Genomic DNA, 12,236 nt, shown 5'->3' on the forward strand with positions numbered 1-12,236 from the left:
AGCGGTGCGCGCCGCGACGCGGCACGCACCTTGATGTTTCTTATTCGGCTGCGTCAGGCAGCTGCGCTGCACCGAGTTCGTCGACCTTGGTGTTCTCGAGTTCGACCGAGAGGCCCAGCGAGCGCATTTCCTTGACGAGAACGTTGAAGCTCTCGGGAATGCCCGCTTCGAAGGTATCGTCGCCACGGACGATCGCTTCGTAGACCTTCGTACGACCGGCCACGTCGTCCGACTTCACCGTCAGCATTTCCTGCAGGGTGTAGGCGGCGCCGTAGGCTTCGAGCGCCCAGACTTCCATTTCCCCGAAGCGCTGACCGCCGAACTGCGCCTTGCCGCCCAGCGGCTGCTGGGTGACGAGCGAGTAAGGACCGATCGAACGGGCGTGGATCTTGTCGTCGACAAGGTGGTTCAGCTTCAGCATGTAGATGTAGCCGACGGTCACCTGGCGGTCGAATTGATCGCCGGTACGGCCATCATAAAGCGTCGACTGACCGGTTACCTTCAGGCCCGCCTGCTCCAGCATCTCGTTGACGTCAGCTTCGACAGCACCGTCGAAGACCGGCGTCGCGATCGAAACGCCACGACGGGTCTGCTCGGCAAGCCGTACGATCGACTCGTCGTCGTACTGCTTGATCGGCTCACCCTTCGGGCCCGACCCGATGACGCTGTCGATGGTGTCGCGCAGCGGCTGGATATCGGCACCTGCCTTGTAGGCATCGAGCATCGCGCCGATCTTCTTGCCCATGCCGGCGCAAGCCCAGCCAAGATGGGTTTCGAGGATCTGGCCGACGTTCATGCGCGAAGGCACGCCGAGCGGGTTCAGAACGACGTCGACGTGCGTACCATCTTCCAGGAACGGCATGTCTTCGATCGGCACGATACGCGACACGACACCCTTGTTGCCGTGACGGCCGGCCATCTTGTCGCCCGGCTGGATCTTGCGCTTAACAGCGACGAAGACCTTGACCATCTTCATGACGCCCGGAGGCATTTCGTCGCCGCGCTGGACCTTTTCGACCTTGTCCATGAAGCGCTGTTCAAGGCGCGACTTGGATTCGTCGTACTGGGCGCGAAGCGCTTCGATCTCGCCCTGAGCCTTCTCGTCTTCGATGGCAAACATCCACCACTGCGAGCGGGGATATTCGCTGACGACGAGGTTGGACAGCTCAGTGCCCTTCTTGAAGCCCTTCGGACCTGCAACCGCGGTGTGACCGCGCAGCATGTCGACGAGACGTGCGTAGACGTTACGATCGAGGATCGCCTGTTCGTCGTCGCGGTCCTTGGCCAGTCGTTCGATTTCCTCGCGCTCGATCGCCATCGCGCGCTCGTCCTTCTCAACGCCGTGGCGATTGAAGACGCGAACTTCGACGACGGTGCCGAACGTGCCCGGGGGCATGCGCATGGACGTGTCGCGCACGTCGGAAGCCTTTTCACCGAAGATGGCGCGCAGAAGCTTTTCTTCCGGCGTCATCGGGCTTTCGCCCTTCGGCGTGATCTTGCCGACCAGGATATCGCCCGGCTGAACCTCAGCACCGATGTAGACGATGCCGGCTTCGTCGAGATTACGCAGCGCTTCTTCCGAAACGTTCGGAATGTCGCGGGTAATTTCTTCCGGACCCAGCTTGGTGTCACGCGCCATCACTTCGAATTCTTCGATGTGGATGGAGGTGAACACGTCGTCACGCACGATGCGCTCGGACAACAGGATCGAGTCTTCGTAGTTGTAGCCGTTCCACGGCATGAACGCGACGAGCGCGTTGCGGCCGAGTGCCAGATCGCCGAGATCGGTCGACGGACCATCAGCAATGATGTCGCCCTTGTTCAGAACGTCACCGACGGTGACCAGCGGGCGCTGGTTGACGCAGGTGTTCTGGTTCGAACGCTGGAACTTCTGCAGACGGTAGATATCGACGCCCGACTTCGACGGATCGAGGTCTTCGGTGGCGCGGATAACGATACGGGTCGCATCGACCTGGTCGACGACACCGCCACGACGGGCTGCAATGGCAGCGCCGGAGTCGCGGGCAACGACCGGTTCCATGCCGGTACCGACGAACGGAGCTTCGGCGCGCAGCAGAGGCACGGCCTGACGCTGCATGTTCGAGCCCATCAGTGCGCGGTTGGCGTCGTCGTTCTCCAGGAACGGGATGAGCGCCGCGGCGACCGAAACGAGCTGCTTCGGCGAAACGTCCATCAGGTTGATGTTGTCACGCGGTGCCAGCATAACTTCGCCGGCATGACGGCAAACGACGAACTCTTCCGAGAACGCACCATCGCTATCGAGAACCGAGTTTGCCTGGGCGACGTGGTACTTCGCTTCTTCCATTGCGGAGAGATAAACGACGTCGTTCGTCACCTTGCCGTCAACGATCTTACGGTACGGGCTTTCGATGAAGCCGTACTTGTTGACGCGGGCAAAGGTTGCAAGCGAGTTGATCAGACCGATGTTCGGGCCTTCCGGCGTTTCAATCGGGCAGATACGGCCGTAGTGCGTCGGGTGAACGTCACGGACTTCGAAGCCTGCGCGCTCGCGGGTCAGACCACCCGGGCCAAGTGCCGAAAGACGGCGCTTGTGGGTGATTTCCGAAAGCGGGTTCACCTGGTCCATGAACTGCGACAGCTGCGAGGAGCCGAAGAATTCGCGGACGGCGGCGGCAGCCGGCTTGGCGTTGATCAGGTCCTGCGGCATGACGGTATCGATTTCGATCGACGACATGCGTTCCTTGATCGCGCGCTCCATGCGCAACAGACCAAGGCGGTACTGGTTTTCCATCAGTTCGCCGACAGAACGAACACGGCGGTTGCCGAGGTTGTCAATGTCGTCGATTTCGCCCTTGCCGTCACGCAGCTCGACCAGCATCTTGACGACAGCCAGGATGTCTTCCTTGCGCAGGATACGAACGGTATCAGCCACTTCAAGGTCGAGACGCATGTTCATCTTCACGCGACCGACGGCCGAGAGGTCGTAACGCTCGGCATCGAAGAACAACGTGTTGAACATGGCTTCCGCAGAATCCATGGTCGGCGGTTCGCCCGGACGCATTACGCGGTAGATATCGAACAGAGCATCCTGACGGTTCTCGTTCTTGTCTACGGTCAGCGTGTTGCGGATGTAGGCGCCGACATTGATATGGTCGATGTCGAGAACCGGGATTTCGTCGAAGCCGGCCGACAGAATGACGGGAAGCGTCTTCTCGTCGATCTCGTCGCCTGCTTCGAGGTAGATTTCACCGGTCGAGAAGTTGACGATGTCTTCGGCAAGGTAGTTGCCATAGAGGTCGTCATCGGTCGCTTTCAGGGCCTTGAGACCCTTGTCCTGCAACTGGCGCAGCAGGCGCGGCGTCAGCTTCTTGCCAGCTTCGACAACCACTTCGCCGGTATCGGCGTCGACCATCTCGGTGATCGCCTTCTGGCCCTTCAGCGCATCCGGCTGGAACGGCACGCGCCAGCCAGCGCCGTCGCGCTGGTAGAGCGACTTCGTGTAGAAGGTGTCGAGGATCTCCTCGCCGTCCATGCCGAGCGCCATCAAAAGCGAAGACACGGGGATCTTGCGGCGGCGGTCGATACGGGCGTGGACGATATCCTTGGCATCGAACTCGATGTCGAGCCAGGAACCGCGATACGGGATCACGCGGGCAGCGAAGAGCAGCTTGCCGGAAGAGTGGCTCTTGCCCTTGTCATGGTCGAAGAACACGCCCGGAGAGCGGTGCATCTGCGAAACGATAACGCGCTCGGTGCCATTGACGATGAAGGTACCGTTGTCGGTCATGAGCGGCATATCGCCCATGTAGACGTTCTGTTCCTTGATGTCCTTGATCGACTTCGCGCCGGTATCCTCGTCAATATCGAACACGATCAGGCGCAGGGTCACCTTGAGCGGTGCTGCGTAGGTCAGATCGCGCTGACGGCATTCTTCGACGTCGAACTTCGGCTGTTCGAATTCGTAGGACACGAACTCGAGCATCGAAGCGCCGGAGAAATCCTTGATCGGGAAAACCGATTTGAAAACGGCTTGAAGGCCCTCATCAGGGCGTCCGCCCTTGGGCTCTTCAACCATAAGAAACTGGTCGTAGGATGCCTTCTGAACCTCGATGAGGTTCGGCATTTCTGCGACTTCTGGAATTTTACCAAAAAACTTGCGTACGCGCCTGCGACCGTTAAACGAAAGGGTCTGAGCCATCGTCGCTCCTTGTCAATCTTGCATCCGGGCCTGCAACGGACGGGAACCGATGGCCAGTCGACCCCGTCAATCAATGAGTAGTTCAATCTCGTCTAACTTGCGGAAAACGCCCAGCGCGGATTGCTGTGCTGAATTCCGTTCGAGACCATCCTCTTGAAGAACCCATTACCCAAAAGCCGTTTTGCGACAGGCTTTTGGGTAATATGTTCTAAAAACGGTCAAAGAGAGGCGGCCGAAATGGCCACCTCCCCTTGCAAAACGCCGAATTACTTGACGTCAACCTTGGCGCCAGCGTCTTCGAGCTTCTTCTTGAGGTCAGCAGCTTCAGCCTTCGAAACGGCTTCCTTGACCGGCTTCGGAGCGCCTTCGACCAGGTCCTTGGCTTCCTTGAGGCCGAGACCGGTGATGGCGCGGACTTCCTTGATGACGTTGATCTTGTTGGCGCCAGCGTCAACGAGGATAACGTCAAATTCGGTCTTTTCTTCTTCGACCGGAGCAGCAGCACCGGCGCCGCCAGCAGCAGCAACAGCTACCGGAGCAGCTGCAGAAACGCCCCACTTCTCTTCGAGCAGCTTGGAAAGCTCAGCAGCTTCCAGGACGGTCAGCGAGGAGAGGTCTTCAACGATCTTTGCGAGATCAGCCATTTTACTTTTCCTTTTGTTCGGTTCGAACTGGTTTTAAATACAACAGCGAAAATCCGCCTTAGGCGGCTTCGTCCTTCTTGGCATAGGCGGCGAACACGCGGGCAAGCTGGCTTGCCGGTGCTGCAACAACCGTAGCAACGCGGGTTGCCGGGGCATTGAGAAGGCCCAGCAGCTTTGCGCGCAGCTCGTCCAGCGAAGGCAGGGTCGCAAGCGACTTGACTGCTTCGGCGGTGAGCGTGGTTGTTCCCATGGAACCACCGAGAACAACGAGCTTGTCGTTGGTCTTGGCGAAATCCATGACGACCTTAGGAGCCGTGATCGGGTCTTGGCTGAATGCGATCAGCGTCTGACCCTTGAAGAGATTTGTCATCCCTTCCGACTCGGTGCCCTGAAGAGCGATCTTGGCCAGGCGGTTTTTCGCGACTTTGACGGTGCCGCCAGCAGCGCGCATCTTCGAACGGAAGTCGTTCATCTGCGCAACTGTGACACCAGCATAGTGGGCCACGACAACCGAACCGGAAGCCTTGAAGACTTCGTTCAGCTCCGTGACGAATTCGCGTTTTTCCGCTCTTTCCACTGTCTGTCTCCAGTTGACAGGGTTGCATGAACTGCAGCCCCTGCCGGGTTTGCCTTTGTCACCAGGGATCTCAAAAAAGATCCCAAGTAACGCTTGAGGATCCTGTCCCTTGGCGTTCCCGGAAAGCCGGGTCTGACACAAGGCAAGCGAGGCTCGAACCGAATTTCGACGCCTCCGGCGTCATCGTGAAATTCAGATCTTACCCGTCTCATGCAGGCCGAAGTGATTAAGGTAAAACCACCCGCAATCTCGGACAGGAGTTCCGGATCGAGATCCGGATTTCCGGCCCCGAAGGGCCGGAAATTATTGCTCGGGCCGAAGCCCGAAATTCATTAGGCGACGCTGAGCGTTGCCGGGTCGATCTTCAGGCCCGGGCCCATGGTCGACGAAATCGCTACGCGCTTGACGTAGTTGCCCTTGGCGCCAGCAGGCTTCGCCTTGACGACCGCGTCAGCGAAGGCGCGGATGTTTTCTTCCAAAGCCTTGGCGTCGAACGAAGCCTTGCCGATGCCGGCGTGGATGATACCAGCCTTCTCGACGCGGAATTCGACGGCGCCGCCCTTGGATGCCTTGACGGCACCGGCAACGTCCATGGTGACCGTTCCGACCTTCGGGTTCGGCATCATGCCGCGCGGGCCGAGAACCTTACCGAGGCGGCCGACGAGCGGCATCATGTCCGGGGTCGCGATGCAACGATCGAAGTCGATCTTGCCGCCCTGAACGATTTCGACGAGCTCTTCAGCGCCGACGATGTCTGCACCGGCAGCCTTGGCTTCATCAGCCTTGGCACCACGTGCGAACACGGCAACACGAACCGTGCGGCCCGTGCCGTTCGGCAGGTTGACGACGCCGCGAACCATCTGGTCGGCGTGGCGCGGGTCAACGCCAAGGTTCATCGCGACTTCAACAGTCTCGTCGAACTTGGCAGTTGCACGTTCCTTGACCAGCGATACGGCTTCGGTGAGGCCGTAGATCTTCGTCGGGTCGATGCCCTCGCGGGACTTCTGTACACGCTTTGCAATCTTCGCCATGGTCTTAGCCCGCCACTTCCAGGCCCATGGAGCGGGCAGAGCCCTCGACCATTGCCATTGCGCCTTCGATATCGGCCGCGTTGAGGTCCTTCATCTTGGCCTCTGCGATCGTGCGGATCTGAGCCTTGGTGATCGAGCCAGCCTTGGCCTTACCTGGGGTCTTCGAACCGGACGTGATCTTCGATTCACGCTTCAGGAAGTAGCTGACCGGCGGCTGCTTCATGACGAAGGTGAACGACTTGTCCTGGTAATAGGTGATGACGACCGGGATCGGCATACCCTTTTCCATTTCCTGCGTGGCGGCATTGAACGCCTTGCAGAATTCCATGATGTTAATGCCACGCTGACCGAGTGCAGGACCGATCGGCGGGGACGGATTGGCCGACCCTGCCTTCACCTGCAGCTTGAGCTGGCCTGCAACTTTCTTAGCCATTTCTCTCTGCCTCTCATTGCCTCATCGCGACGGATCGAAACGAGGAACTGTTGCGCCGGTTTCCCGGCATGTAGCCGATCAGGGATCGGCGGCTGCGGTTGCGTGGTGCGGACCCTTCGTCCCGGCTAAGGCCGACGTCCTTCCACGCGCATGCGGATTTCTCCGCCAGGGCAGGCCTAAACGACTTGCCCAATCTCTTTTGATCTTCTCAGACCTTCTCGACCTGGCCGTATTCCAGTTCGACCGGGGTCGCACGACCGAAGATCGAAACCTCGACCTTCAGGCGCGACCGCTCCTCGTCGACATCCTGAACGATGCCGTTGAACGAGGCGAACGGACCATCCGAGACGCGAACCTGCTCGCCGATCTCAAAGGAGACGGACGGCTTCGGACGCTCGACGCCATCCTGGACCTGGCCGAGGATACGATCGGCTTCATGATCCGGAATCGGAACCGGCTTGCTGTCGGTCCCGAGGAAACCGGTGACCTTCGGCGTGTTCTTGATGAGGTGAAAGGCCTCATCCGTCAGGTTGGCGCGCACCAGGACGTAACCCGGGAAAAACTTGCGCTCGGCATCAACCTTGCGGCCGCGGCGAATCTCGACAACCTTTTCGGTCGGAACAAGGATCTTCTCGAACAGATGCGAAAGACCTTTTTGCTTGGCCTTTTCCTCGATCGATTCAGCTACCTTCTTTTCGAAATTCGAATAGGCGTGAACAATATACCAGCGTGCAGCCATACTACCCTCCACCCAATCAAGCGCCAGCGTTGAGGACTAGGCCAATCAGCCAACCCATCAACTGGTCCGCAGCAAAGAAGAAGGCAGCGGCAAAAAAGACCATGACAAAAACCATCAGCGTCGAGATCATCGTCTCGCGCCTGGATGGCCAAGTTACTTTCGACGCCTCTGAGCGAACCTGCTGCAGAAACGTAAACGGATTCGTTTTGGATGCCATGTAATGCTCACGCCATTACGGCGCGTAAAGCCGATGATTCAGCCCCACGCACCGCGTGTCTGTTTGGACCCTACATAAAGACCGATTCTACAAATCACAAGAGGCATTCGGTCTTTTCTGTGAATTTCGATGGTCGGCTTATCCGACCTCCTTCCACCTTACCCGGCTTTGAGCCGCTTGCAAAGGCGAAGGCAATGGCAGGGGCAGCCGGGCTTGAACCGACGACCTGCGGTTTTGGAGACCGCCGCTCTACCAACTGAGCTATACCCCTAGATCGCTTCAGCCGGTCATTCTCGAACCGGTCAGCGCATCAAGTCAGCGGCTTATTATTCAGTTTATCGGGCGATGACAAGCGTCTTTGACGGAAAAGAGCAAAAATCCTCAATCAAGTCTTCCCCCCTCCGCCCAGACGGCCGCTCGCCCGCCATATGACCTAGCGAAAACGCATTGTTTTCAATGATGCCACCTCCTCCTCTGCGATTTTCGAGCACCGTTTCGAAGCCAACAGATAGGATTGCGAATCGGTCGAGTGCGACAAGGCAAACCTATGACTGATATCCGCCTGGTTGAATATGATCCGTTCTGGCCAGAGGATTTTGCAGCGCGTCGCCGCGTCATCGCAGGCCTCCTGGCGCCACTCATTGCCGACATTCAACACGTTGGCAGCACAGCCGTACCCGGACTGGCGGCCAAGCCGAAGATAGATATCGACGCCGTCCTTCAATCTGAAGGCGACATTCCGGTAGCGCTCGAAAGCGCGGCTACGGCCGGCTATCACTTCCACGGAGATCCCTACGGCAATGGCCTATGGACACTCACCATGAGCGGGGCGCCCTATGGTACCCGCCTCTATATATGCGGGCCTGACAACCACGCGCATCAAGCGCGCATCCTGTTTCGCGACTACCTGCGCCGACACACGGGAGTCGCGCGACAGTACGAACTGCTCAAACGGAAACTGATCATCCAGGCAAGAGGCAATTGGGACATCTACGCCAGCGGAAAGAGCGAGTTCATCGCCGGCGTCCTGCGTCGGGCTCAAAACGAAAAGCCCCGCTGTTTCCAGCGGGGCCTTTTTGAAGCGAAATAACCCTGAGATTACTCGACGATCGAAGCAACGATGCCGGCGCCGACGGTACGGCCACCTTCGCGGATAGCGAAGCGCAGCTTTTCTTCCATCGCGATCGGAACGATCAGCTCAACGGCAACCGTGACGTTGTCGCCAGGCATAACCATTTCCGTGCCTTCCGGAAGCGTAACGATACCCGTCACGTCCGTCGTGCGGAAGTAGAACTGCGGACGGTAGTTCGTGAAGAACGGCGTATGACGGCCGCCTTCTTCCTTCGTCAGGATGTAGGCTTCGGCCATGAACTTCTTGTGCGGCTTGACCGAACCCGGCTTGCACAGGATCTGGCCACGCTCAACGCCGTCACGGTTAACACCACGGATCAGCGCGCCGATGTTGTCGCCGGCCTGGCCCTGGTCGAGCAGCTTGCGGAACATTTCAACGCCGGTAACCGTCGTCTTCGACGTGTCGCGGATGCCGACGATTTCAACTTCTTCGCCAACCTTGACAATGCCGCGCTCAACGCGACCGGTCACAACCGTACCACGGCCCGAGATCGAGAACACGTCTTCGATCGGCATCAGGAACGGCAGGTCGATCGGACGCTCAGGCGTCGGGATGTAGGCGTCAACAGCGGCCATCAGCTCGCGGATCGCGTCTTCGCCGATCTTCTTGTCCGAATCTTCAAGAGCAGCAAGTGCCGAACCCTTGATGATCGGAATGTCGTCGCCCGGGAATTCGTAGGACGACAGCAGTTCGCGAACTTCAAGCTCGACGAGCTCGAGAAGCTCGGCGTCGTCAACCTGGTCGACCTTGTTGAGGAACACGACGATGGCCGGAACGCCAACCTGGCGAGCAAGCAGGATGTGCTCGCGGGTCTGCGGCATCGGGCCGTCAGCAGCCGAGCAAACCAGGATCGCGCCGTCCATCTGCGCTGCACCGGTGATCATGTTCTTGACGTAGTCGGCGTGGCCGGGGCAGTCGACGTGCGCGTAGTGACGGTTCGCCGTCTCATACTCAACGTGAGCCGTCGAAATCGTGATACCACGGGCCTTTTCTTCCGGAGCAGCGTCGATCTGGTCGTACGCCTTGTACTCGCCGAAGTACTTCGTGATCGCTGCAGTCAGCGACGTCTTGCCATGGTCAACGTGGCCAATCGTGCCAATGTTAACGTGCGGCTTGTTGCGCTCAAATTTGCTCTTTGCCATGGGTACGTTTCCTGTGGTCAAGTATGATTGATCAGCCGGCGGGGCCGGTTTGTGGAGCCGTTTAAGGGTTTCAAGGGATTTGCGCAAGACTTAATTGCGTACGCCCGGACCGGCCACGGCCGCCTTTTCCTACCTCATGTAAGAATGGCGCATCGAAGATGCAAGCCGGGCAGATTCCCGAATCACTTCGTCGCGTGACGAAAGAACAAACAACAGCTTACGATGAGCAGTTGAAGCGTCGCATTAAAAAGGAGAAAACGTCAGCGCGCTGCTGGAGCGGGTAGCGGGAATCGAACCCGCGTATTCAGCTTGGAAGGCTGCTGCTCTACCATTGAGCTATACCCGCGGGCCTTCGATCCAGAAGCAGAATGGTGGAGGGAGTTGGATTTGAACCAACGTAGGCTGAGCCAACGGATTTACAGTCCGTCCCCTTTAACCACTCGGGCATCCCTCCATTATTCTGTCGGGATCAAGTCGACCAAGCATTTGAGATCGTGAGACATCCAGCGATTTGTCGTTGCCGCCTCTCGATCTGCGCCGGGTATATGACGGCCCGCCTTGCTCCTGTCAACACGCCAGAACGGAAAATTTGTGAAATTCTCCACAGGTCCGCTTTGTCCACCACTATCGAATTCCGTTCCCAGGCCAAGCGAAGCGCTCTATAAGGCAGGCATGAGCAAAGATGATACGGGCGACAAGAGCGCCAAGAACACCCATTACGCCACTCTCAGACGCGCCCACCGCGACGCCAAGCGCGAGCGCGGAGAAATTCCGACGCCAAAGCAGGATCGCTGGCGCAAGCAGCCGGGCGACTGGAAGCCGCCCGTGCTCGCACCCGAACAGGTGCTGCTCTATGGCCTGCATACCGTTCGCGCGGCACTCGACAACCCGGCGCGCAAGATCGTTCGCCTGTGCGTGACCCAGAACGCTGCGACGCGTCTGGAGCTCGGCGAGTTCTCCGAACTTCCCTTCCCGGTCGAGACCGTGGCGCCGCAGGACCTCGACAAGATCCTCGGGCCCGACGCCATTCACCAGGGCGTGATGCTTGAAACCAAGCCGCTGCCGCTGCGCAAGCTCGAGGCACTCAGCGAATCCAGGCTCATTCTCGTGCTCGACCAGGTCACCGATCCGCACAATGTCGGCGCGATCATGCGTTCGGCCGTTGCGTTCGATGCTGGCGCCTTGATCACCACCATCCGTCACAGCCCGACCGAATCAGGCGTTCTTGCGAAATCAGCCTCCGGCGCCCTGGAAATGATCCCCTATATCCAGATCACCAATCTCGCCGACACGATCGACGAACTGCACCGCCTCGGCTTCCACACGATCGGGCTCGATTCGGAAGGACCGGCCCCGCTCGAAGGCACCTTCGCCGGCGACAAGGTCGCGCTGGTGCTTGGTTCGGAGGGCAAGGGTCTCAGGCAGAAGACACGGTCGACCGTCAAGGCGCTCGCCCGCCTCGACATGCCCGGCGCAATCAAGTCGCTGAATGTGTCGAATGCGGCAGCGATCGCCATGTATGCGGCGCGTCAGTTCCTGAGCAAATAAGACGGCCGGTCGTTAAGATCGCCAAACACCTGTGAAGCTCTCCGGCTACTTGAAGCCGGAGAGGCTAGCCCGCCGAATAGAGCCATTGATTGGCGATACCGGAAGCATCCGCGGGTGTCTACCTCGACGCTGGGGAACCGATCCCCGTGTAGCAGCTGCGATGCACGCCGTTGCTGTCGTCAGAAACGCGTCGCTATATCTTCGTCAACTCGAAGCCATAGGCTCTGATTGCTCGCCGTCGGGCATCCGTCGCGAAGCTTCTTCCAGGTGGTGACGTTGAGGTTCATCTCGCAGCGCGCAAGATAGGAAATGCCGCCGACGCGCAGGCAGGCGATCTGCCCGAGCTCGTATTTCGAGCCATCGCGATTGCGGCAGGTGCAGCGCGTGTCCGGCGGCGACGCATACCCGACATCGGCGGCCACCAGCGCGACCACCGCAGCGATGACAGCCAAGGGCCTTCTCCGCCGGTCTTTCATGAGCGCATCATAATACAGATCCGCTGACACGAAAACGGACAATGCCGGCTGCATGCTCAACCGGCACCGTCCGCAATGGGGCCAACGCCCCTTCATCGGACCACTGACGTGATCCGA

At 59.0% G+C, this 12,236-nt stretch carries 11 protein-coding genes and 3 tRNA genes; 2 read left to right on the forward strand and 12 right to left on the reverse strand.

Features of this window, described 5'->3' with window-relative positions; genetic code table 11:
- Window positions 1-40: 40 nt before the first annotated feature.
- The 8 genes from rpoB to IB264_RS04295 all read right to left on the reverse strand — a co-directional run bounded on the left by rpoB (window position 41) and on the right by IB264_RS04295 (window position 8,092).
- Window positions 41-4,180: a DNA-directed RNA polymerase subunit beta gene (rpoB, locus tag IB264_RS04260; protein WP_025426659.1), complete on the reverse strand. Its 4,140-nt coding sequence runs from the start codon at window positions 4,178-4,180 to the stop codon at window positions 41-43.
- Window positions 4,181-4,446: 266 nt separating this feature from the next.
- A complete protein-coding gene (rplL, locus tag IB264_RS04265) occupies window positions 4,447-4,824 on the reverse strand; it encodes a 50S ribosomal protein L7/L12 (protein ID WP_025426658.1) in 378 nt (125 codons plus the stop codon).
- A gap of 58 nt (window positions 4,825-4,882) precedes the next feature.
- A complete protein-coding gene (gene rplJ / locus IB264_RS04270) occupies window positions 4,883-5,401 on the reverse strand; it encodes a 50S ribosomal protein L10 (RefSeq protein WP_025426657.1) in 519 nt (172 codons plus the stop codon).
- A gap of 332 nt (window positions 5,402-5,733) precedes the next feature.
- Window positions 5,734-6,432 (reverse strand): 50S ribosomal protein L1, encoded by a 699-nt coding sequence (gene rplA / locus IB264_RS04275; RefSeq protein WP_025426656.1) that lies wholly within the window; start codon window positions 6,430-6,432, stop codon window positions 5,734-5,736.
- Window positions 6,433-6,436: 4 nt separating this feature from the next.
- Window positions 6,437-6,865: a 50S ribosomal protein L11 gene (rplK, locus tag IB264_RS04280; protein WP_025426655.1), complete on the reverse strand. Its 429-nt coding sequence runs from the start codon at window positions 6,863-6,865 to the stop codon at window positions 6,437-6,439.
- A gap of 208 nt (window positions 6,866-7,073) precedes the next feature.
- On the reverse strand, window positions 7,074-7,604 hold the full coding sequence (gene nusG, locus IB264_RS04285) for a transcription termination/antitermination protein NusG (RefSeq protein WP_025426654.1): 531 nt from the start codon (window positions 7,602-7,604) through the stop codon (window positions 7,074-7,076).
- A 16-nt stretch (window positions 7,605-7,620) separates the two neighbouring features.
- Entirely contained in the window at window positions 7,621-7,821 is a 201-nt protein-coding gene (secE, locus tag IB264_RS04290) for a preprotein translocase subunit SecE (RefSeq protein WP_025426653.1), read from the reverse strand.
- 195 nt (window positions 7,822-8,016) lie between these two features.
- A tRNA-Trp gene (locus IB264_RS04295) sits at window positions 8,017-8,092 on the reverse strand.
- A gap of 276 nt (window positions 8,093-8,368) precedes the next feature.
- Here IB264_RS04295 and IB264_RS04300 point away from each other — a divergent pair.
- On the forward strand, window positions 8,369-8,911 hold the full coding sequence (locus IB264_RS04300; protein ID WP_025426652.1) for a GrpB family protein: 543 nt from the start codon (window positions 8,369-8,371) through the stop codon (window positions 8,909-8,911).
- An 8-nt stretch (window positions 8,912-8,919) separates the two neighbouring features.
- On the opposite strand, the gene tuf is transcribed toward IB264_RS04300, so the two are convergent.
- The 3 genes from tuf to IB264_RS04315 form a co-directional block, all read right to left on the reverse strand.
- On the reverse strand, window positions 8,920-10,095 hold the full coding sequence (gene tuf / locus IB264_RS04305) for an elongation factor Tu (protein WP_025426651.1): 1,176 nt from the start codon (window positions 10,093-10,095) through the stop codon (window positions 8,920-8,922).
- A gap of 272 nt (window positions 10,096-10,367) precedes the next feature.
- Window positions 10,368-10,441 (reverse strand) — tRNA-Gly (locus tag IB264_RS04310).
- Between the two features lie 23 nt (window positions 10,442-10,464).
- Window positions 10,465-10,549 (reverse strand) — tRNA-Tyr (locus IB264_RS04315).
- Between the two features lie 218 nt (window positions 10,550-10,767).
- On the opposite strand from IB264_RS04315, the gene IB264_RS04320 reads away from it, so the two are divergent.
- Window positions 10,768-11,643 carry an RNA methyltransferase gene (locus IB264_RS04320; RefSeq protein WP_025426650.1) on the forward strand — a complete coding sequence of 292 codons (876 nt, stop codon included), beginning with the start codon at window positions 10,768-10,770 and terminating at the stop codon, window positions 11,641-11,643.
- Between the two features lie 179 nt (window positions 11,644-11,822).
- Here IB264_RS04320 and IB264_RS04325 read toward each other — a convergent pair whose 3' ends face one another.
- Window positions 11,823-12,119 carry a hypothetical protein gene (locus IB264_RS04325; protein ID WP_025426649.1) on the reverse strand — a complete coding sequence of 99 codons (297 nt, stop codon included), beginning with the start codon at window positions 12,117-12,119 and terminating at the stop codon, window positions 11,823-11,825.
- Window positions 12,120-12,236 lie beyond the last annotated feature (117 nt).

The organism is Ensifer sp. ENS11, assembly GCF_014851895.1.
Lineage (GTDB): Bacteria > Pseudomonadota > Alphaproteobacteria > Rhizobiales > Rhizobiaceae > Ensifer > Ensifer canadensis.

What these genes read in the sequence shown, in the direction of transcription:
- secE (WP_025426653.1), bottom strand. Translation starts at nt 7,821, where the DNA reads ATGGCATCCAAAACGAATCCGTTTACGTTTCTGCAGCAGGTTCGCTCA.
- IB264_RS04320 (WP_025426650.1), top strand. Translation starts at nt 10,768, where the DNA reads ATGAGCAAAGATGATACGGGCGACAAGAGCGCCAAGAACACCCATTAC.
- IB264_RS04325 (WP_025426649.1), bottom strand. Translation starts at nt 12,119, where the DNA reads ATGAAAGACCGGCGGAGAAGGCCCTTGGCTGTCATCGCTGCGGTGGTC.
- rplK (WP_025426655.1), bottom strand. Translation starts at nt 6,865, where the DNA reads ATGGCTAAGAAAGTTGCAGGCCAGCTCAAGCTGCAGGTGAAGGCAGGG.
- rplL (WP_025426658.1), bottom strand. Translation starts at nt 4,824, where the DNA reads ATGGCTGATCTCGCAAAGATCGTTGAAGACCTCTCCTCGCTGACCGTC.
- tuf (WP_025426651.1), bottom strand. Translation starts at nt 10,095, where the DNA reads ATGGCAAAGAGCAAATTTGAGCGCAACAAGCCGCACGTTAACATTGGC.
- IB264_RS04300 (WP_025426652.1), top strand. Translation starts at nt 8,369, where the DNA reads ATGACTGATATCCGCCTGGTTGAATATGATCCGTTCTGGCCAGAGGAT.
- nusG (WP_025426654.1), bottom strand. Translation starts at nt 7,604, where the DNA reads ATGGCTGCACGCTGGTATATTGTTCACGCCTATTCGAATTTCGAAAAG.
- rpoB (WP_025426659.1), bottom strand. Translation starts at nt 4,180, where the DNA reads ATGGCTCAGACCCTTTCGTTTAACGGTCGCAGGCGCGTACGCAAGTTT.
- rplA (WP_025426656.1), bottom strand. Translation starts at nt 6,432, where the DNA reads ATGGCGAAGATTGCAAAGCGTGTACAGAAGTCCCGCGAGGGCATCGAC.